The sequence below is a fragment of the Herbaspirillum camelliae genome, assembly GCF_001929405.1.
Classification (GTDB): domain Bacteria; phylum Pseudomonadota; class Gammaproteobacteria; order Burkholderiales; family Burkholderiaceae_D; genus Herbaspirillum; species Herbaspirillum seropedicae.
This window is the reverse complement of the sequence record NZ_KV880769.1, coordinates 4,333,489-4,353,816: the sequence shown is the minus strand read 5'-3', so window position 1 is coordinate 4,353,816 and position 20,328 is coordinate 4,333,489. Positions and strand designations below refer to the sequence as shown.

Here is a 20,328-nt window from a genome sequence, read left to right as displayed (position 1 = left end):
GAACTATCGGAATCCAGAAGGAGCAATCATGAATCGCGATCTTCCCAGCCTCGCGCCGCTGAGCGACGTGGCCCGCTTCGACCCCATCGGCAGCTTCGAGGACTTGTTGAGAGAAATCCGCCAGGCGCCCCTGGGCAGATGGATGGAGGCACGGCAGATGATGAAGATGGACGTCTCGGAAAACGAATCCAGCTATACCGTCAAGGCCGAATTGCCGGGGATGAAGAAGGAGAACATCAAGGTCGATGTCGATGGCAACAAGGTTTCCATCGCTGCCGAAGCCAGCGAAAACCAGGAGGAAAAGAACGGCGATACCTGGATCCGTTGCGAGCGCTCGTCGGAACGGCTGCACCGGGTGTTTTCCCTGGCCCACGAAGTCGATGGCGAAAAATCGGTCGCCAGGTACGAGGATGGTGTGCTGACCCTGGTCTTGCCCAAGAAGAATGGCAAGCAATCCCGTCAGATCAACGTCCAATAGCCAGCCGGATCGCCTGCCGTCAGCGGCGCGATGAATCAAAGCCTAATAAGGAGCATGACATGCAGTTCGTCAAATGGGTGGTCGTGATAACCGGTTTCTTTCTGTTTTCTGGATGCGATCGTATTGACTCTATGGTGCCGAAAACAGGAGATCAGGCGGCTGCGCAAGGTTCGCGCGAGCCAGCATCGCCGGATGATGCGGGCGCGTCTGCACGGAAATAGGGCGCATTGCCGCCAGGGACGGCGCCCTGCCCAGAACGGGGCAGCCGTATCGTCAAGCAGGTCTCAACATCATCAGTGCAAGGGAGTGTAGCCATGGATATCTTGAAGGTCATTGAAGTGCTGGCGGAATCGGACACCAGCTGGGAGGATGCCGCACAGAATGCAGTAAAGAAGGTGGCCAAATCGGTCACACATATCAAGTCGATCTACGTCAACGAGATGTCAGCCTGTGTCGATGGCGACAAGATCGTGAAGTACCGGATCAACGCCAAGATTTCCTTCGTCGTCAATCGCGGTTCGTGATGAATCCTGAAGGAGGTGGATGATGCACAATTGCCTTGTCGTCTGTTACTCGCGCTCTGGTCACACGGCCAAGGTCGGCCGGGAATTCGCCGACCTGTGCGGCGCCGATTTCGAAGCCATCGACGATCTCGACAGCCGCTCCGGCCCGCTGGGCTACCTGCGCTCTCTCTATGAGAGTCTGTTTCACAAGGAGCCCAGAATCAGCACCTCGGGCAAGGATCCGGGCGAGTATGCGCTGGTGGTGTTGGGAACGCCGGTCTGGGCGGGCAACATGGCCGCGCCGATGCGCAGCTATCTGGCGCGCCACCGCCTGCGGTTTCATCGTGTGGCGCTGTTCTGCACCATGGGCGGCAGAGGTGGGGAACACACCCTCGCCGAGATGGCCGACCTGTGTGGCAAGATCCCTATGGCGCGCGTGGCCATCACTGAGGCAGAGATCCGGCGCGGCAGCTATCGTGGCAAGCTGGAGCGTCTTCAGAACAATGCACTCGAATCCAGCTGAAGCGATAGACAGTCCGTCTGACATCTTCAATTTGCCTTTGACCTGGATCAGAGGGAAGGGCCCGCAGGACATCTAATCTGGAAAGATGTCGCTCTTCGTTGCGTTCCCTATCCATTTCCCTCGCGAGAGGCTTGCCTATGAGTGTCAGCAATCGACTTTATCAGGCCATCCTCGTCTTCTGCGCAGTGACCTTGGCGGTGGGCGTCCTGGGACAATGGATGGGCCTGCAAGCGCTGGCGCAATGGGCCTGGCTGGCGGGGCCGCTTGTCGTGCTGCTGGCGGTGCTGGCCGATACCGCGATGGCGATGCGGCGCGGAAACATGAAGCTCGACCTCATCGCGCTGGTCTCGATCGCGGGCGCCGTCCTGTTGCGCGAAGACTTGGTGGCGGCGGTCATCGCATTGATGTTTGCCGGTGGCCGCGCGTTGGAAGGTTTTGCGCAGAGGCGCGCGCAGGAGGAAATGTCCGCCTTGCTCGGCAAGGCGCCCCGTGTCGCCAATCGCTACGAGGGGGAGAGCATTGTAACGATTGCGCTCAGCCTGGTCCGGCCGGGGGATCGCCTGCTGGTCCGCCCCGGCGAGCCCGTCCCCGTGGATGGCAGGCTGCTTGGCCCCGCCGTGGTGGACGAATCTATGCTCACTGGCGAGTCCCTGCCGGTCTCCCATCCACAGGGAGCGACGCTGGCCAGTGGCTGCGTCAACGCGGGCAACGCCTTTGATCTGCTAGCCACCAGCACCGACCAGTCCAGCACATTTTCCCAGGTACTGCGGCTGGTCCAGGCCGCCCAGGCCTCCCAGGCGCCGGCGGCGAGGATGGCGGACCGCTATGCCTTGCTGTTCATCCCGCTGGTGCTGGCAATGGCCGCTCTCTCGTGGCTGCTGACTGGCGATCCCCGGCGTGCATTGGCGGTGGTGGTGGTCGCTACGCCTTGCCCGCTCATTCTGGCGGTGCCGGTGGCGATCGTCTGCGCCATGTCGCGTTGCGCCCAGCGCGGTGTGCTGATCAAGCACGGCGGCGCCCTGGAAAAGCTGGCGCAGGTCCACACCCTGTTCTTCGACAAGACAGGCACCCTGACCGCGGGAAAGGCGCGCCTGATGAACATGGTGACCACCCCGTCGATACACGCCGACGAGCTGCTCAGGCTGGCGGCCTCGCTGGAGCAGATGTCCAATCACGTCATTGCCCAGGCAGTGGTCAGCGCGGCGATAGAGCGCGCATTGGTCTTGTCGATTCCGGATCAAGTACAGGAGCAGCCGGGGGCGGGATTGTCGGGCCGCGTAGAGGGAAAGCTGATCCGTGTTGGCGCCATGCAATATGTCATCGGCCCCAACACTGCGCCGCCCTGGACGAGTGGACTAAGGGACCGTCTCAAATACGAAGGGGGCGCTGGCGTCTGCGTCGCGGTGGATGGGCAGCTCTGCGGCGTGCTCTATCTGGCTGACGACATCCGCCTCGACACGCCGCGCGCCCTGCGCCAGTTACGCGCATTGGGGGCCAAACGGATCGTCATGCTGACCGGGGATCGCCGGGACGTCGCCATGACGATCGGCAGCTCACTCGGTTTTGATGACGTCATGCCGGAGCAGAGCCCGGCGTCGAAACTGGCGGCCATCAAGCAGGCCAGCCGCGAGGGCGTGACGATGATGGTGGGTGACGGCATCAACGACGCACCAGCACTGGCTGCTGCCGATATCGGTGTGGCCATGGGCGCCCGAGGGGCGGCCGCAGCGGCCGAATCCGCACAGGTGGTGCTGCTGGTGGATCGCCTGGACCGCCTGGCATTTGGGGTGCGAATGGCGCAACAGGCCCGGAAGATCGCGCTGCAAAGCGTGGTGGCGGGCATGGGGTTGTCCGGATGCGCCATGCTGGCCGCTGCCTTCGGCTATCTGCCTCCGGTCGCCGGGGCGATCCTGCAGGAGTTCATCGACGTTGCGGTCATCCTGAACGCCCTGCGCGTGCTCTACGTGGAAAGGGGAAACCTCAGCGACCGCCTCTCGGCGGAAGATTGCCAGGCGCTTCGCGATGAACACCTTCGCCTGCAGCCCATCATCGATCGTCTCGTATGGCTGGCTGACCGTGTGGAAGATCTCTCCAGCGCGGCGATGCGGGAGGAACTGGTTCTTCTCAGCGCCCAGCTTCAAGGCAGTCTCCTGCAGCACGAGGCCCAGGACGATGGCGTCTTGTATCCCCGCCTCGCGCAGCTCATAGGTGGGGATGACCCGATGGGTTCCATGAGCAGCATGCACCGCGAAATCTATCGCCTAAGTCGTACTGTGGACAGACTGGCCACCCAGGCGCCAGACGCTGGGCAGCAGGATGATGCTTTCATGCTGGAAGTGCGGCGCACGCTCTATGCGCTTCATGCCGTTCTGCGTCTGCATTTTGCGCAAGAGGAAGAAATCTTTCACGGCCTTTCGGCCTGACGGGGCTTGTCTGGTTGATTGCGCGCTTGGCGAAGGACGGGGGCATCAGCCGCAGTTGAATATGCATTTATCCAGATCCACGTTTCTCGGGCGCGGCAAGTTCATTTGCTCCTGTTCCAATTGTTCCCATGAAATTGCGCCGCTTGCCAACTCTTCGAGCGTGCAGGGGGAGAGCACCCGCACCTTGCGCACGCTCACGTCGATCAGCCGCGCCTTCCTGAACTTGCTGATGAGGCGACTCATGCTTTCATTGGTCAGACCCAGGAACAGGCCGATGTCGGTCCGGCTCATCCGCAGCGAGAATTCAGTCGAGGCATTGCCGCAGCGTGATGAGATGCGCGACAGGTCCAGCAAGAAGGACGCAAATCGCTGTTCCGACCTGGCCTTCAGCAGGAGGCTTTGCTGTTGCATCAGCGTGACTTCATTGCTCAGTCGCCGCCATACCTGCTGATGCAGCCTCGGTATCTTTCTCGACAATTCCTCCAGGCCCACGAATGACAACTCACATATCTGGCTATCTTCCAGGGCGATGGTGTCCACTTCGTAGGCAGAATGCGAGGCGCCTTCAATCCCCAGCAGGTCCCCGGTATGGTGGAAGGCGATCACGTCCATTCCACCATACCGGGACACCCGCACGGTTTTGAAGCTGCCGAGACGAACGATGAAGATCTTGGAGCATTCGTCATGCGCCCGGTAAGCGAACTCGCCACGCAGCACGCGCCGCCGCCTGACCACCAGCTGCTCGAACTGTGCCGTTTCCTCGGGGCTGAGGTCATGAGGAAAGCAGTGTTTCTTGACGATGCAGTTTCGGCACGTCAAGACGGGAAACAAACGCTTACTCAGGTCATTGTCGGACTTGCTCATAGCGGCTCCAGGCCCCCGAGGTGTTAGCACAGCGCGAAGTTCGTGTCATTGCCTGCCGGCAAGGGCAGGGCTTCAAGAAAGCATCGGGCACGTTTTTTTGTGCGAACCGCAGGGCCTTCTTTAAAGATAGTGAAAGCATGCAGGCCCTGGGAAACCGGGCAGGCAACCGAACTGATCTAGGTCAATTGTGGAACATGGCAGTGAATGCACACTTGCTCTCACCGCCTGGATGAGCTTGCGTAAAGGACCGTGGCGGGACAGCGTCGGACTGAAAAGCGGACTGCTTTTCCTAACAATTCAGTAATAGCTGCTGAGGATCTTGTTCCATGCCAGGCGCGCGGACAGGCGCATGGAATTGCCACTGCGCCGGTAGAAATGATAGAAGCGGAAGAACGGTGCTATTTTCATGATCTTTGGACCTGAAGATGAGAGCCAACCGAAGCGATCGGAGCGGGACGGGGAGGGTTCTCCTTCTTGCGATATTCCCCCGGGGAGATGCCATGATGCTTGCGAAACAGTCGCGCCAGATGTTCACCGCTGACGAGACCACATCTGCGGGCGATCTTTTCAATCGGCAGATCGGATTCCTTTAGATAGAGGCACGCCGCTTCAAGACGGATCTTGGTAAGGAAGCAGTGAGGCGTCTCGCCCGTCTCTCGCTTGAATTCCCTCTGGAAGTTACGTTCGCTCATGGAGACATGATCGGCCGCATCGGTCATATTGATGGAGGCGGACATATGCTCGTCCAGCCAGATCAGCGCTTTTTGAATGCGCTCACTTCGATGCCGTTTTTCCCCAGGCCTGATCTCGCTACCTCTGGAGAGGGAGTGCTTGAATTGATGGTGTTGCCGGACGGTGAGGGACTGCTCGATGCGATGTGCGAAATTGCTGCCGAGATCATCCTCAATGAGCGCCAGTGCTACTTCGGCGCCAGTGCCGGAGTCAGCGGAGGTAAAGACGTTCTGGTCCTGAACGAGGGTATCGCCTGGCTCGACATTGATATCAGGAAATTCCCGCAGGAGCCTGTCACGCAATGCCCAATGCGCGGCCACCTTCTTTCCGTCGAGCAAGCCCGCTTCGGCGAGGACGAGTACTCCGGTGCACAGCGCTGCAATCCGTGGAGCATGCAAGGCCGCCGTTGCCAGCCAGTTGAGCAGTTGCGGGTCGTTGCAGTCCGAGAAGTTGCCTCGACCGTCTGCAATGATGATGCTGTCGAATGTACGGATATCGTGGTGTTGCAAGGACAATGTCCCGATCTGTACTGAACTGGAGGTGGTGATCATTCCTCCCCTGAGCGAGAGCAATGAAAAGTGATAACCGTTGCCTTGCAAAAACATGGAAGAGAGCATCTTGTCGGCCACGAAAAATACTTCCGCGATTTCCGCCAGGTCGGCCAGGATGACTCCCTCTGATACGATCACGCCTATATGCTTAACTGAACTGCAATCTTCGTTTAATTCTTTTGATTGACAAGAATGCATTTGCAAGTACCTCCATTGCTTGCAGCAAGAGCTGGGTTTCCCCAGCGCCATAGCCCCCAGGCCTGCTCTGGTCCGGGTTCGTGGCGCTCCGGCTCCATCTTGCTTTGTTCATCATAGCGATACCTTGTGCGGCGCAAAATGATGATTTTTGATGGGTATCAAAAATCTCCGAGCAATGTCCGGGTGCGTCGTCGATATCCGAAGCCGTAACACTGCCGAACAAGACCTGGTCTCACGAAATGAGTTTTCCATCCATCGCGCGTCCACACTAGAACAGGATCATTTGCTCAGGGTCGATGCCGACGCGTTGACTGGCAGCTTCGCACTGTCATTGGAGATAGGCGCCAAGCCCAAACGTCGTCGCACGATCGGATCGGAGTATTCTTCGGCAGCCGGAGCGGCGCCAGGCGAGCTGGGGAGGGCGGTCACCCTGCCAGGGCAGCTACGACCGGTGGCCTCGACAGCCTTCTGATTGGCGGCGCTCTGGCATAACAATGCCAGCGCGACATCTTCCATCCCCATGGCGCGGAATTCCCGCGAATCGAGACGTCGCACGCAAGCGTCATCGACCATCGTCGTGCCACCGGTGGCGCCGAAGCCGACGATACTCAGACCGAACGAGGACGATCCCATGCAAGTGTCGGAGAAGGTCGAGGTCAGAGAGGGCGCGGCAATGGCCGGGTTGGTGCGCACCGTATAGCTGCCGCCATAGTTGATGGTAGTGGGAGTGCCCCCACTGGCCGGGTCTGTTGCGCTCGCGGCGGCGCCCAAAGCGCCACCGGCGCCACTGCCGACCACCACCGAGACGTTGGAAGTATTGCCGCTTGCCGATCCGCCGGCGGCGTTCCCGCCCGTGGCAACACCACCCGCCCCCCCCCGAGCCACCGTTTGCCGTTGCCGTTGTATCGGCCCAGGCCGATGGTGCCATCAGTGCTGTCCATATCAGCACCGCAAGAATCCTGTTCACGCTAGCCCCCTTTCTAGTGAGTGGGGGAGCATGGCTCCCCCGCCTACCGCTAAAGTTGTGCTGCTCAGTCAGTGGACGATTGCCGTTGCTGTCGCGCCGCCACCATTGCCGCCATTGCCAGCAACGGCCTGGCCACCTTGGGCGCTTCCACCGATCGTGGTGGACACGCCAGCGCCGCCGGCATTGTAGTTACCGCCGGCAGAGGCGTTGGCCGAACCGGTGGAGGAGGTCGTGGCGCCGCCGACTGCCACCGCATTGCCATTGGCGGTCTGGGCGTTGCTCGGGGTGGAATGGTACGGCACCCGGTTCCAGGTGCTGGCCAGGGCGCCGGAGGTCGTCACGCCACCGATTGCCGTGGTCCCGCCAGTGGAAGTCAGATTGCCACCGGTATTGGCGACACCGCCGGTGTTGGATTGGCTGGCACCACCACCAGTGGCATTGCCGCCGGTAGTGGCGCCAGCGCTGGCGCCGCCGGCCAGAGCGCTGCCACCGGCACCGCCGTTACCGCCGTTGGCGACCACGACAGGGTTGGTGATGCGCGTGGTGGACGCAGCCGGAGGAGTGGGGCGGCCCGGCAGCTGGAATGCCATGGCCGATGCGGTAAAGGTAGAGACGATCATTGCAGCCAGATAAATCTTCTTCATTGCGTGCTCCTATTCAGACGATTGAGTTTCGACGCCAACTGCGGCCACCAGCCACTGCGAGGCATGCATGGCAGCGCAGTCAATATCGGCCGTGATCTGAAAGGGGGCATGCGATAAATGCTGTCAGGACGGACTCCCCCAGCGCGCTGCTCCGATCTGTGTGATCTCCGGCAAGACAAATAGTAGAGAGACTGATGGCGTCGATTACGCCAAAATCATGGTTGCCATTGCCGCCATCAATGGCGCTTTTTGCAAGAAATTGGCGGAGATGTCGTCGCGGAGATTAAGGAAGAGGGCGCACGACATGGCCGCGCGTGGAGTCCTAGTTTTCCGCACCAAGTTGGGGCTGAGACGCTTGGCAAGACCAGAGGGTCACGACCGGTGGAGGATGGCAATCCTGTCACACCTTCGTGGCAGCAGATGGAGTCTGCGTCCGGTTGATCAGCAATTTGGCGCATTCGTAGGCAAGCAATGCAAGCGCGCCCCAGGCAAGCGCCATTGCAAGGTCGAGGGCGGGCGGAGGAGAAAAATGGAAGATATTGGCCAGTGTCGGCAGGTACACCGTGGCCAGCAACATGATCACGGCGATAATCGAGATGATGAGCGCTGCATAATTACCGGGGCAGAATGCCCGGACGAAATAGCGATCAGGAACAAGGGCAGAAAACATCATCCCGAGATTGACCAAGACCAGCACGATGAACTCTGCTGCGCGGGCCTGGCTGTGAGTGAGCCGTTCGAGAAACCAGAGATATGCCGAAACGGCGAAGAGCAGGGCGACGCTGCCCTGAACCAGAACCAGGATGATGATTCGCGCGTCGAGCAGCGGGGCGGCGCCGTGGCGGCGTGGTGCCTCACGCTCCCGGTAGTCCGATTCTGTATTTTCAAAAGCCAGCGTACAGGCAGGATCGACGATCAGTTCCAGGAACGCGATCTGCATCGGATAGAGGATCAAAGGCCAGCCGAAAACCACGGGCAATAAAGCCATGCCAGCAATAGGCACGTGCATCGCCAGGACATAGGTCATTGCGCCGCGCATTCTGGAAAAAATGCGCTGCCCCATCAGGATGCCTTCCACAATGGAAGCAAAGTTGTCATCCAGCAGGATGAGCGAACCGGCTTCCCGTGCGACATCGGTACCGCGCGCACCCATGGCAATCCCAACATGTGCGGCCTTGAGCGCGGGCGCGTCGTTGACGCCGTCGCCGGTCATGGCGACGATCTCGCCGTCGTCCTTCAGCGCGGCCACGATGCGCAGCTTCTGCAAGGGAGTAATGCGCGCGCAGACGTTGGTCGTGCGCAGCCGTCGAGCCAGCTCGTGTTCGGCCATGGCTTGCACTTCATCGCCCAGTAATACCTGATCTGCGCTTATCCCTGCCTGTCTTGCAATGTTCTGCGCAGTGCTGGGATGGTCGCCAGTGATCATGATGACTCTGATATCGGCCTGATGACATCTCTGGATGGCGGCCGGCACACCCGGACGCAGCGGATCAGCCAGTGCCAGCAGCCCGAGGTAGCGCAGTCCGAATTGCGCCTGCGAAGCCGGCAGCGCGCCGCTCCAGTTGCAGGTGGCGACCGCGATCACACGCAAACCATGGCTGCCCAGGTGCATGACATCGTTCTGCATCTGCTGTACCTCGGCCGGTGTCAGTCCGCACAAGGACGCAATGGCCTCCGGGGCGCCCTTGGTCGCTACCAGCAAGGGAGCATCGTCGTCACCTTTCCAGACCAACGTCATGGCCCGCAAGGCGGGAGTGAAAGGATACTCTTGTAAGAACTGGGTAAGAGCTGGCGGCGCAAAGCGCTTGGCGTTTTCCCCGGCTAGCTGGTGAAAGGCTTTCTCCATGGGATCGGTCGGACGCGGACTACTCGCCAGGGCGGCTGTTTCCAATAGCGTGCGCCATTCCGGAGCGGTGATTCCGATGTCGCTTTCATCGAAATATATGTGGCGGCCGGCGATCATCCCTTGCACGACCCGCATCCGGTTCTCCGTCAGCGTGCCGGTCTTGTCGGTGCATAGCACCGAAATCGAGCCGAGCGTCTCGATGGCTGACAGGCGCCGCGTGAGCACATTGGCGCGCGCCATGCGCCATGCTCCGATCGCCGGAAAGACTGTCAGGATAATGGGAAGCTCTTCCGGCAGCAGCGACATTGACAAGGCGATTCCCATCAACAGTGCCTCGGTCCAGCGACCATGCGAATAGCCTTCGAGAACGACGAGAAGGGCGCTCAGCATCAGACCGGTGACCGCCAAGACCGTGACTATACGAGCGATGTGCCGTTGCATCGGGCTCGGTTCCTCGACCAGTTCATGCAAAAGACTGCTGATCTTTCCTAGTTCGGTCCTGGCTCCGGTAGCGGTCACCTTGGCGATGCCGCTACCACGTACGACCAGCGTGCCTGATCGTACCAGCGTCCTGCTGTCCGTCTGCCCAGAGGGCAACGCATGCGGTTCAGGCTTCGTAGACGGGGCGCACTTTTCAACGGCACAGGCCTCTCCAGTCAGCAATGATTCATCGAGCTGCAAATTGCTGGCTTCGAGCACGCCCGCATCCGCAGGCACCCGCGCGCCTTCTTCCAGCAGGATCAGGTCGCCGCGAACCAGTTCCGCGGCAGCTATGCGCATCGTCCGGCCGTCGCGGATCACCCGAGCGGTGGGGCTGTTCAGTACACGCAGTGCCGCCAGCGCGCGCTCTGTCTTTCCGCCCTGATAGAGCGTCAGCCCAACCGTAAGCGCAACCATGAACAACAATAACAAGCCTTCGCGCAGTTCTCCCAAGGTGAGATAAATTGCGGCAGCCGACAGCAGGAGCATGAACATCGGTTCCCTGATCACCTTCATCAGGACCCGCCCCATTCGACGTTGGTCTGAATGGAGCACATTGGGACCGTCCTCGGCAAGCAGGCGCGTCACCTCGGAATGAGAAAGGCCGTGGTGATCATCGTTTGAATCCTGCATCATGCCCCTCTCAGGTGGTGCCTTGTTCCTGCCAGACCAAGCGTGCGCGAGCGCGAAACACTTCAAAGCTGCTCATTAGCCTTTTAGTCAGAGGGCGGCTACTTGTTGAACTGACCGGACGCCTTCATCTGATCGCAGACATCGGACGGGGCTGCGGGAAGAGATTTTCCTTGTTCTGCCGCACGTTCTTGCATTTGCTGATGATGCTCAGCCATATATGCCTTGCAGTCGATATAACTGGTGATGGCCATCAGCTTTTTCCGGTGCTCGATGCGCTCCCTTTGGCTCATCATGGCCCAGCCGAACGTATTGTCGCGGTCAAAGCGGAATCCGTGGGGCCTGCCGCGCCAGGAATTCGGATCATCGCCGAATCCCACGCCAGGCTGCGCGGCGGCCGATAATGCGCTGAGCGAGAAAGCCAACGTTAATAGCCTAAGAGCAAGTTTCATGACGCATCATCCCTATAAAGTCGATAACGTAGAGAAGGAAGAACTCGGCAGTACAAGCTACGGTAATGCTCTCGGGATGAAGCCGTCTGATTTATATCAAGTTCACCAGGACAAGAATGAACTTGTCACCGCAATGAAGTTGGTGTCAGCACAGGGGAGGGAACACCATGCGTATTGCGGGCAGGCATGGCAGCTGCCGGAAATAAGCCCGCTGAAGCGAGCTTATTATTCTGCGGGAGAGGATTTCAGTTTGATCTTTCGCTGTCCTTGATAACGAAAGCTCTTAGCTGAGCCAAACGGCCATTTTTTACGCTCCAAACGTCACAGTAGGAATTTGCGATCTTCGCGCCGTTTTCTTCAGTGGCAATCGTTCCGATTGCCACTACGAAATCCCCGTCTTCGATCATCTCCTGGACGTCGAATTCAGGCGGCTTGGTATATTCCCGAGCCATCCAGGAGCGCACGGCTTCTTTCCCGCGTAGGGTCTCGCCACCAACGGTGGACCACACGATATCGTCTGCGCAAAAAGAAAGGAATCCTTCGTGGTCGCCTGCGCTGATGGCTGCATTCGCCTTGCGCAAAATCTCTTTGTTCAGTCCAGCCATGCTGCCTCCGTGGTTGAGTGATAAAAGGGCAATGTGAGCAACAGGCTAATTGGACTGGGGCCAAGGCGGCCGGTTCAAGCTGTTCGATGACATTCCCCTTCTCCATCTACACGATCAGATCGGCATTGCGGATGGTGGACAGACAATGGGCGATGACGAGGCTCGTGCGGCCGGCGCGCAGGCGTGCGGTTGCATTCTGCAAGATCAACCGAACTGCTCGCCGACGCCATCAGTGCGCCAAGACGCATCACCTCGCCCTGATTGCCAGCAAGGATGGGTTCTATTTCTTCAGCGCAAGCAATACCTCATCAAGCATCTTCTTGGCATCGCCAAACAGCATCCTGGTGTTATCCCGGTAGAACAGCGGATTGTCCACGCCAGCATAGCCGGACGCCATGGAGCGCTTCATGACGATGGCGCACCTGGCTTTCCATACCTGCAGCACCGGCATCCCAGCGATGGGGCTGGTGGGATCGTCTTCGGCAGCCGGATTGACGATATCGTTGGCGCCGATCACGATGGCCACATCGGTGTCCGGAAAGTCATGGTTGATCTCATCCATCTCCATCACGATGTCGTAAGGCACCTTTGCCTCGGCCAGCAGCACGTTCATGTGGCCGGGCATGCGGCCTGCGACCGGGTGGATGCCGAAGCGCACCTTGACGCCACGCTCGCGCAGCATGGCCGTGATTTCCCACACGGTATGCTGGGCCTGAGCCACCGCCATGCCGTAGCCCGGCACGATGATGACGCTCTTGGCCTCCTTGAGCAAACCGGCCGTGTCCTCAGCGCTGATGGCTGTGACTTCGCCCGCGATGGCTGCATGCTCTCCCTGGACTGCAACGCCGCCTGTACCGAAGCCGCCGGCAATGACGCTCAGGAAGTTGCGGTTCATGGCCTTGCACATGATGGAGGACAGGATGGCGCCTGACGATCCCACCAACGCGCCGGTGACGATGAGCAAGTCATTGGAGAGGGTGAAGCCGGTGGCCGTCGCGGCCCAGCCGGAATAGGAGTTGAGCATCGACACCACCACCGGCATGTCGGCGCCGCCGATGGCCATCACCATGTGGACGCCTAAGAGCAGGGCCAGAGCGGTCATGATGAGCAGGGGAATCAGGCCTTGTGCGGCGCCATCGGCTTGCACGAAATCGACAGCCAGCCAGATCACCAGCAGCAGGCAGGCCAGGTTGATCCAGTGGCGGGCGGGCAACAGCAAAGGTTTTCCGCCGATCTTGCCGGCCAGTTTGCCAAAGGCGATCAAGGAGCCGGAGAAGGTGACGGCGCCGATCAGCACGCCGATGTAGATTTCCACCTTCAGGATGGTGCTGCCGGCGCCCACGGCGGTGGACGCAGACTCGGCATGGCTGAAATAGGACACGAAACCGATCAGGCAGGCTGCCAGCCCCACTAGGCTATGCATCAAGGCCACCAGCTCGGGCATCTGGGTCATCTTGATGCGCCGGGCGGCGACCAAGCCGATACTGCCACCGACCAGGACAGCGCAGATCAGGTAGGGCAGGCCGCGCATCGTCACCTGCGGCCCCAAGACCGTCGCCGCGATGGCCACGGCCATGCCGATGATTCCGTAGACGTTGCCGCGCCGTGCCGTTTCCGGGCTGGACAGACCGCCCAGGCTCAAGATGAACAGGACGATGGCGCCGAGATAACTGGTGGTCACAAGAGAAGCAGGGTTCATGATTATCCTCGTTATCCTTGTTTGCGGAACATCGCCAACATGCGACCCGTCACGGCAAAGCCACCGAACATGTTCACCGCGGTCAGTACGATGGCCGCAACCGCCAGGGCGAACATCAGGGAGGACGCGGGCGCCGCTGACGAGCCCAGGGCCGGGCTTATCTGGGTCATGGCGCCGATGGCAATGATGCTGGAGATGGCATTGGTCACGCTCATCAATGGGGTATGCAGGGAAGCCGTCACGTTCCACACCACCATGTAACCGACGAAGCAGGCGAGAATGAAAACGGTAAAGTGCTCAAGGAGCTCGGTCGGTGCAAAGCTCCCCACCAGCCACAGCAGCAAGGCGGCGACGCCACCGAAGATGACGGGCCCCCTGCGCGAGGCGGGCTTCTTCGCCGCAGCAGCCTTGGCCTGCGGGGCGGTGGCGGCAGCGTCGGGCGTGGGCTTGGCGGGAACTGGTGCGGGCTTGATGGCTGGCGGTGGCCAGGTTACCGTACCCTCCTTGAGCACGGTGGCGCCACGGATCATCTCGTCGTCCATGTTAACCAGCAGGGCGCCGTCCTTGGCCTTGCAAAGTTCTTCGGTCAGGCGCAGCAGGTTGGTCGCGTACAGCGTACTGGACTGCCTGGCCAGGCGCGAGGGCAGATCGGTATAGCCGATGATGGTGACGTCGTGACGCACCACGACTTCGCCTGGCACCGTCAGTTCGCAATTGCCGCCCTGTTCGGCGGCCAGGTCCACGATCACGCTACCGGGGCGCATACTCTGCACCATCTCGGTGGTAATCAGCCTGGGGGCGGGCTTTCCCGGAATCAGCGCAGTGGTGATGATGATGTCCACATCGGCGGCCTGCTCGGCAAAGACCTGGCGCTGGGCTTGTTGGTAGCCCTCGCTCATCACCTTGGCATAACCGCCGCCACCGGAACCTTCTTCCTCGTAATTAACGCCGACGAACTCGGCGCCCATGGACTTGATCTGGTCGGCCACCTCCTGGCGAGTATCGCTGGCGCGCACAACCGCGCCCAGCGATACCGCCGTCCCCAGCGCAGCCAGACCCGCCACGCCGGCGCCGATGACGAACACCTTGGTGGGCGGCACCTTGCCGGCCGCTGTGATCTGGCCGGTAAAGAAGCGACCGAACTGATTGGCGGCCTCGATGACGGCGCGATAGCCGGCGATGTTGGCCATGGAGGAGAGGGCGTCGCACTTTTGCGCGCGCGAAATGCGGGGGATGCAATCCATGGCCAGCACCGTAGCCCGCTTGGCGGACAGGGCGGCCATCAGGTCGGCATTTTGCGCCGGCCAGATGAAACTGATGAGGGTCGCCCCCTCCTTCATCAAGGCGACTTCCGCCTGGGAAGGGGCGCGCACTTTGAAAATGAGGTCGGCTTCTTGCCAGACCTGTTGCGGGGAAGCGGCGATGCGCGCGCCTGCTGCGCGGAAGACTTCATCGGGCATATTGGCCAGGGCGCCGGCCTGGGTTTCCATCAGCACCGGGAAACCCAGTGCGATCAATTTGGCGACCATCTCGGGCGACGCCGCCACTCTTTTTTCGTCAGGAAAGATCTCTTTGGGTATTCCAACCGTGAGGGCCATATTCATTTCCTTAGTGAGACTTGCGCAAGAGCACCTGCGTGCAGGCGGCTCTTGCGAGGGTGATGCTTGCTACGTGCTAGTTAGTAAAGCCCCAGCTTGGCCTCATCCATGCTGATGAAGATGTTCTTGCACTGGGAATAGTGCTCCAGCATCATCTTGTGGTTCTCGCGACCGATGCCGGACTTCTTGTAGCCGCCAAACGGTGCGTGGGCCGGCAACTGGTTGTAGGTATTGACCCACATGCGCCCAGTCTCCACGCCTGAGGCCACCCGCAGGGCGGTATTGAGGGTCTTGGTCCACACCGCGCCACCCAGGCCGAAATCGCTGTCATTGGCCATGGCGATGACTTCCTCTTCATCCTCGAAGGCAATGACGGCGCCGACCGGGCCAAAGATTTCTTCTCGCGCCACGCGTGAGTTGTTGGTGGTCGCAATCAGCGTAGGTTCCATGAAATTGCCGTCCTGCAGTTCAGCTCGATCCATGCGATGGCCGCCCACCAGAACTTCGCCTTCCTTGCGGCCGATATCGACATAACCCAGCACCGTCTTCAACTGGTGCGCATTGACCAGCGGTCCCATCTGGGTATTGGCCAGCCAGGGCAGGTTGACGTTGACCTGTGAGAAGGCCTTGCCGGCTTCCTCGACGAAGCGGTTGTAGATGCTCTTGTGCACGAAGATACGCGAGCCAGCGCAGCAGACTTGCCCCTGATTGAAGAGGATGCCCAACTGCACGCCTTCGATCATCTTTTCCCAAGGCGCATCGGCGAAGATGATGTTGGCCGACTTGCCGCCCAGCTCCAGGGTGGAGGGGATGAGTTTCTTGGCGGCGGCTTCGGCGACCGTATAGCCGATGTCGGTCGAGCCGGTGAAGGCCAGCTTGCGGAAACCTTCGTGCTCCAGCATGTAGTTGCCGGTGGTGGAACCCTTGCCGGTGACGATGTTGACCACGCCCTTGGGCAGGATGTCCTTGAGCACCTTGCCCAGTTCCAGCAGGCTCAACGAGGTATCCGAAGATGGCTTGATCACCACGCAGTTGCCGGCGGCCAGTGCGGGAGCCAGTTTCCAGGCTGCCATCAGGAAGGGGAAGTTCCAGGGGATGATCTGCCCGACCACGCCGATCGGTTCGCGCAGGATCAGGCTCAAGGTGTTCTTGTCCAGGCGCGTGGCGCTGCCTTCATCGGTACGAATGGCCGCGGCGAAGTAACGGAAGTGATCGATGCCCGAAGGGATGTCCACGGCCAGGGTTTCGCGGATGGGCTTGCCGTTGTCCAGCGTTTCGACCATCGCGAAATGCTGCGCCCTGGCCTCGATGGCGTCGGCGATACGATTGAGGAAGCCGGCGCGTTCGGCCGGGCTGGTGTTCTTCCAGGTCTTGAAAGCCGACCAGGCGGCCTGCACGGCAGCATCCACGTCTTCGCGATCGGCATTGGCGCAGTGCGCCAGCAGCTCGCCGGACGCCGGGTTGCTGGAAGTGAATTGATTGCCGGAGCGAGAGGGGACCCACTCGCCATTGATAAGCAACTTGTACTGCGTGTCGATATGCTCGGTATGCAATTGGTTCATGATGACGACCTTTCGAAAAACAAACGGGTTCAGCCCTGATAGGCCTGACGGAAGATGCCGACCACCTGCTCCAGCGTCGCCGTGCGCGGGTTGGTGAGCTGGCAGGCGTCTTTCTTGGCATTGGCGGCCATCAGTTCGAAGTCACTTTCCTTGACGCCGAGCACGGCCAGATTGGGTGGAATGGCGACATCGCGGGCCAGTTGCCGGATGGCCTTGATGGCCTTGTCAGCCGCATCCATCACCGACAGATGGGTGATCTTTTCACCCATGGCTTCGGCGATATCGGCGTAGCGTTGCGGACAGGCGATGAGATTGAAGCTGCAGACTTCGGGCAGCAGCACTGCGTTGCACACGCCATGCGGCAGGTTGTAGAAACCACCCAACTGGTGTGCCATCGCGTGGACGTAGCCGAGCGAGGCGTTGTTGAATGCCATGCCGGCCAGATATTCGGCATAGGCCATCTTGTCGCGCGCTTCCATCTGCTGGCCGTTGGCCACCGCCGGACGCAGCCATTGCGAGATCAGGCGGATCGCCTGCAGGGCGCAGGCATCGGTAATAGGCGTGGCTGCCGTGGAGACATAGGCTTCGATGGCGTGGGTGAGGGCATCCATACCGGTGGCGGCGGTGAGGGAGGCCGGCATGTCCTTCATGAGCAAGGGATCATTGATGGCCACGTCCGGCGTGCAACGCCAGTCCACCAGGGCCATCTTTACGTGGGTTTCGGTATTGGTGATGATGCAGAAGCGCGTCATCTCGCTAGCCGTACCGGCCGTGGTATTGATGGCCAGGAAGGGCGGCATGGGCTTGCTGGTCTTGTTCAGGCCCTCGTAGTCACGGATATTGCCGCCGTTGCTGACGACCATACCGATGCCCTTGGCACAGTCATGGGCGCTGCCGCCGCCGAGGGAAACGATCGCATCGCAATCGGACGCGCGGTACAGCTGCACGCCCCGTTCTACGTTCTTGTCGGTCGGATTCGGGTCGGAACCATCGTAGACGGTGACCGCCAGGGCGGCGCTCTCCAGAATGTTCTTGATCTTCCCGGCCGTGCCAAGCTTGACCATGCCCACGTCGGTACACAGGAACACGCGTCCCGCTCCCAATGCCTTGGCTTGCAGGCCGACTTCCTCGGCGCAACCCACACCCATCAACGATACGTTTGGCATGTAGAAGCCAAAGGTCTGATTTGCCATTGCCATAGTGTTCTCCAGATTGCAAAACAACGGCTACGGCCCGATACGGGTCGTGTCTGTTCGCGTGAGGAAATACTAGGCTCTCCCATGGTTGCCACATTGACCGATCGCAAAAGAAAATCGTAAATCCTCGTAATCTTCTTGTGAGGGGCTTGCAACTTGTTGTGCTCAACATTGCGTCGGCAAGGGTGGCTCTATGGTCGTCAAGAGCAGCGTCATCGGCGAACAGATCGGGCCGTCCTCAGTAACTGGGCACGCTGGTAATGCTTTTGCACTAAGCAATTCCAAATGATTCAAGGAACCCGGCACAAATGTAACAATTTGTAATTACTCGTCACTTTGGCCGTTTAGTTGCACATGCATAGTAGAGCGTCGCTTGTCGCGACTGTGTTGCAAGGAGGAGCACTTACTATGCCAATGCCCTGTTTCTTTCATTTTTCGAGTGCATGTCAAATGCGGCTATTTACTAGCGCTCTTGCTCCTATTACCCCGCAATTTGACTCTTACGCGCTCTTACACGAGTCGCCAAGTGCTTGCGGCTTCAACAATTCAAAGCCATGACTAGTCCTTCTGAAATTGTTCTGTTGATACACGGCCTGGGTGGGACGGGACAGGACTTTGGATTGATGAGATCCAAATTGGAAGAGAGCGGCTTCCAATGTATAGACATCCTGCTGCCGGGCCACGGTGGCCAGCCTGCAGATTTGCTCAGCACCTCAGCCGATCAGTGGGTTGAGGCGGTGAGGAAGAAAATCGAGGCTCTCCGACAGGAATATGGGACTGTGCATGTCATCGGCATGTGCATGGGGGCGTTACTCGCCGCACAGGCCGCGAAAATGACGGATCTGGGAAAAAACGGTCGCGATAGGCTTATCCTGTTGGCGCCGCCATTGTTCCTTGATGGATGGTCAGTACCTTGGTACAGAGCATTGAGGTATGTGCTGTATCAATTTCCGCTCATTACCAGGCTACTGCGCTATCGAGAACGTGCCCCTTATGGCGTGAAGAATCCGCGACTACGCGCAGTCCTGCAAAGGAAATTTGGTCGAGGCGATCGATTTCACTATGGATGGGTCCCTTTCCGCACTATCCAGGAATTGGATTCCTTGAGAAAGCAGGTACGCGAGGGGCTAGAGCAAATTTGCTGTTCTACTCTCCTTGTCCATGCTGTCGACGATGAGCTGACGAGTCTGAAATCTGCCCAATTCATCCGGGACAGAATCAACAGCGAGCCCAGTAAAAAACATGCCCGCTTGATGGTATTGAGCGACAGCTATCACATGATTTGCATAGACAATGAGCGAGAGGAGGTATTCTTGAACGTATCAAAATTCCTGGGTACCCCGGCGTGAATTAACTGATCGAATAAAGTCATGTCCGTGATGGGAGGGCGCAGGGGTGATAAATCACCGCTGAGGCATGCTGGCCAGCCGGCCGACAGGGCTATGCGCGCATCATCAACCAAGCTACCCACGGCGACACCAGCGCTTCGATGCCGGCGGTCGCGTTGTGGTCCAAATTATATGTGGGTGTGTAGAAAAGCCAATTTGAACTGAAAGCATGGATGCCAAATGATCAGTGAATGGATTTCATGATCAGGCCAGCAGACACTACCATGCACACTATCGAAAACGACAGTTTCAGATGGGCAGGGTGCCAACGTACTGCGAGCCTACCGCCAAGCAACATACCTGCCATTGCTCCCGCAGAAAAGGGTAATCCGATTCCCAGATCGAAGTGACCACTGACCACGCTGGTGCCGACACTGACCAGCGAAATCAACGCGATGACCGCCAGCGAAGTCGAGACGACAGACTGCATGGCCAGGTCGGTTACGCGCTGCAAGGCCGGCACGATGACGAACCCGCCCCCCACGCCGAGCAGACCTGAGAGCACGCCCGCCACGCCCCCCATGACGGCCAGGCGACTGGCACACCGGGGTGTCCAGACGAACCGCCCGCTCTTGTCACGCAGGCAGGGGCAGTCATCCGATACGGTAGGCGCGGTCGTCTTGCTGCGCCGCGCATCCCGCATGCCCTTGATGGCCACCCACACCATGACAATGGCAAACAGCAGCGTCAGGTAGCGGGTATCGAGCTGATGGGCCAGCCACGTTCCCAGCGGGGTAAGGACAATGCCGACGGCGGCGATCAACGCCGCGGCCCGATAGCGCACGATGCCGGCCCGCAAACCGATCATCGCCCCCATCGCCGAAGCCATGCCTACGGCGAGCAAACCGATGGGGCCGGCCTGCGGTACGCTCAGATGCAGGCCGAACACCAGCAACGGAATGGCCAGGATACCGCCACCGGCGCCGGTGAGCCCCATGATGCAGCCCACCAAGGCGCCCAGTAACAGGCTCATGCTCATCGCTGCCTCC

General features: G+C 59.8%; 19 protein-coding genes. 7 read left to right on the top strand and 12 right to left on the bottom strand.

Features of this window, described 5'->3' with window-relative positions:
- The first annotated feature begins 28 nt into the window (after positions 1-28).
- The 5 genes from BGK68_RS19480 (at position 29) to BGK68_RS19465 (ending at position 3,927) form a co-directional block, all read left to right on the top strand.
- Positions 29-478 carry an Hsp20/alpha crystallin family protein gene (locus tag BGK68_RS19480; RefSeq protein ID WP_075258440.1) on the top strand — a complete coding sequence of 150 codons (450 nt, stop codon included), beginning with the start codon at positions 29-31 and terminating at the stop codon, positions 476-478.
- 59 nt (positions 479-537) lie between these two features.
- Complete coding sequence (locus BGK68_RS27875) at positions 538-699, top strand: hypothetical protein (protein ID WP_158035484.1); 162 nt, start codon at positions 538-540, stop codon at positions 697-699.
- 93 nt (positions 700-792) lie between these two features.
- Complete coding sequence (locus tag BGK68_RS19475; protein ID WP_075258439.1) at positions 793-1,002, top strand: dodecin family protein; 210 nt, start codon at positions 793-795, stop codon at positions 1,000-1,002.
- A 22-nt stretch (positions 1,003-1,024) separates the two neighbouring features.
- On the top strand, positions 1,025-1,504 hold the full coding sequence (locus tag BGK68_RS19470; RefSeq protein ID WP_233149355.1) for a flavodoxin family protein: 480 nt from the start codon (positions 1,025-1,027) through the stop codon (positions 1,502-1,504).
- Between the two features lie 137 nt (positions 1,505-1,641).
- A complete protein-coding gene (locus tag BGK68_RS19465; RefSeq protein ID WP_233149354.1) occupies positions 1,642-3,927 on the top strand; it encodes a heavy metal translocating P-type ATPase in 2,286 nt (761 codons plus the stop codon).
- A gap of 45 nt (positions 3,928-3,972) precedes the next feature.
- Here the strand turns inward: BGK68_RS19465 and BGK68_RS19460 are convergent, their stop codons facing one another.
- The 6 genes from BGK68_RS19460 to BGK68_RS19435 form a co-directional block, all read right to left on the bottom strand.
- Positions 3,973-4,791 carry a helix-turn-helix domain-containing protein gene (locus BGK68_RS19460; protein ID WP_075258437.1) on the bottom strand — a complete coding sequence of 273 codons (819 nt, stop codon included), beginning with the start codon at positions 4,789-4,791 and terminating at the stop codon, positions 3,973-3,975.
- A 404-nt stretch (positions 4,792-5,195) separates the two neighbouring features.
- On the bottom strand, positions 5,196-6,212 hold the full coding sequence (locus BGK68_RS19455) for a GlxA family transcriptional regulator (RefSeq protein ID WP_233149353.1): 1,017 nt from the start codon (positions 6,210-6,212) through the stop codon (positions 5,196-5,198).
- 339 nt (positions 6,213-6,551) lie between these two features.
- Positions 6,552-6,965: a hypothetical protein gene (locus tag BGK68_RS28405; protein WP_233149352.1), complete on the bottom strand. Its 414-nt coding sequence runs from the start codon at positions 6,963-6,965 to the stop codon at positions 6,552-6,554.
- Between the two features lie 342 nt (positions 6,966-7,307).
- On the bottom strand, positions 7,308-7,883 hold the full coding sequence (locus BGK68_RS19445) for a hypothetical protein (protein WP_075258435.1): 576 nt from the start codon (positions 7,881-7,883) through the stop codon (positions 7,308-7,310).
- A gap of 400 nt (positions 7,884-8,283) precedes the next feature.
- Positions 8,284-10,845 carry a cation-translocating P-type ATPase gene (locus BGK68_RS19440; RefSeq protein WP_075258434.1) on the bottom strand — a complete coding sequence of 854 codons (2,562 nt, stop codon included), beginning with the start codon at positions 10,843-10,845 and terminating at the stop codon, positions 8,284-8,286.
- A 95-nt stretch (positions 10,846-10,940) separates the two neighbouring features.
- Positions 10,941-11,291 (bottom strand): hypothetical protein, encoded by a 351-nt coding sequence (locus BGK68_RS19435; protein WP_075258433.1) that lies wholly within the window; start codon positions 11,289-11,291, stop codon positions 10,941-10,943.
- Here BGK68_RS19435 and BGK68_RS27625 point away from each other — a divergent pair.
- Entirely contained in the window at positions 11,290-11,562 is a 273-nt protein-coding gene (locus tag BGK68_RS27625; RefSeq protein ID WP_143433117.1) for a hypothetical protein, read from the top strand. The two genes, BGK68_RS19435 and BGK68_RS27625, sit on opposite strands and share 2 nt — an antisense overlap.
- On the opposite strand, the gene BGK68_RS19430 is transcribed toward BGK68_RS27625, so the two are convergent.
- The 5 genes from BGK68_RS19430 to BGK68_RS19410 all read right to left on the bottom strand — a co-directional run bounded on the left by BGK68_RS19430 (position 11,537) and on the right by BGK68_RS19410 (position 17,948).
- Positions 11,537-11,896, bottom strand: a complete 360-nt coding sequence (locus BGK68_RS19430; RefSeq protein WP_075258432.1) for a nuclear transport factor 2 family protein — start codon at positions 11,894-11,896, stop codon at positions 11,537-11,539. The genes BGK68_RS27625 and BGK68_RS19430 overlap by 26 nt on opposite strands.
- Before the next feature lie 280 nt (positions 11,897-12,176).
- Positions 12,177-13,595 (bottom strand): Re/Si-specific NAD(P)(+) transhydrogenase subunit beta, encoded by a 1,419-nt coding sequence (pntB, locus tag BGK68_RS19425; RefSeq protein ID WP_075258431.1) that lies wholly within the window; start codon positions 13,593-13,595, stop codon positions 12,177-12,179.
- A gap of 11 nt (positions 13,596-13,606) precedes the next feature.
- On the bottom strand, positions 13,607-15,193 hold the full coding sequence (locus BGK68_RS19420; RefSeq protein WP_075258430.1) for a Re/Si-specific NAD(P)(+) transhydrogenase subunit alpha: 1,587 nt from the start codon (positions 15,191-15,193) through the stop codon (positions 13,607-13,609).
- A gap of 80 nt (positions 15,194-15,273) precedes the next feature.
- On the bottom strand, positions 15,274-16,755 hold the full coding sequence (locus BGK68_RS19415) for an aldehyde dehydrogenase family protein (protein ID WP_075258429.1): 1,482 nt from the start codon (positions 16,753-16,755) through the stop codon (positions 15,274-15,276).
- A gap of 29 nt (positions 16,756-16,784) precedes the next feature.
- Positions 16,785-17,948, bottom strand: coding sequence for an iron-containing alcohol dehydrogenase (locus BGK68_RS19410; RefSeq protein WP_198937297.1), 1,164 nt, complete (start codon positions 17,946-17,948; stop codon positions 16,785-16,787).
- A gap of 557 nt (positions 17,949-18,505) precedes the next feature.
- On the opposite strand from BGK68_RS19410, the gene BGK68_RS19405 reads away from it, so the two are divergent.
- Positions 18,506-19,300 (top strand): alpha/beta hydrolase, encoded by a 795-nt coding sequence (locus tag BGK68_RS19405; RefSeq protein WP_075258427.1) that lies wholly within the window; start codon positions 18,506-18,508, stop codon positions 19,298-19,300.
- A gap of 223 nt (positions 19,301-19,523) precedes the next feature.
- Here the strand turns inward: BGK68_RS19405 and BGK68_RS19400 are convergent, their stop codons facing one another.
- Positions 19,524-20,318 carry a sulfite exporter TauE/SafE family protein gene (locus BGK68_RS19400; protein WP_075258426.1) on the bottom strand — a complete coding sequence of 265 codons (795 nt, stop codon included), beginning with the start codon at positions 20,316-20,318 and terminating at the stop codon, positions 19,524-19,526.
- Positions 20,319-20,328: the final 10 nt, after the last annotated feature.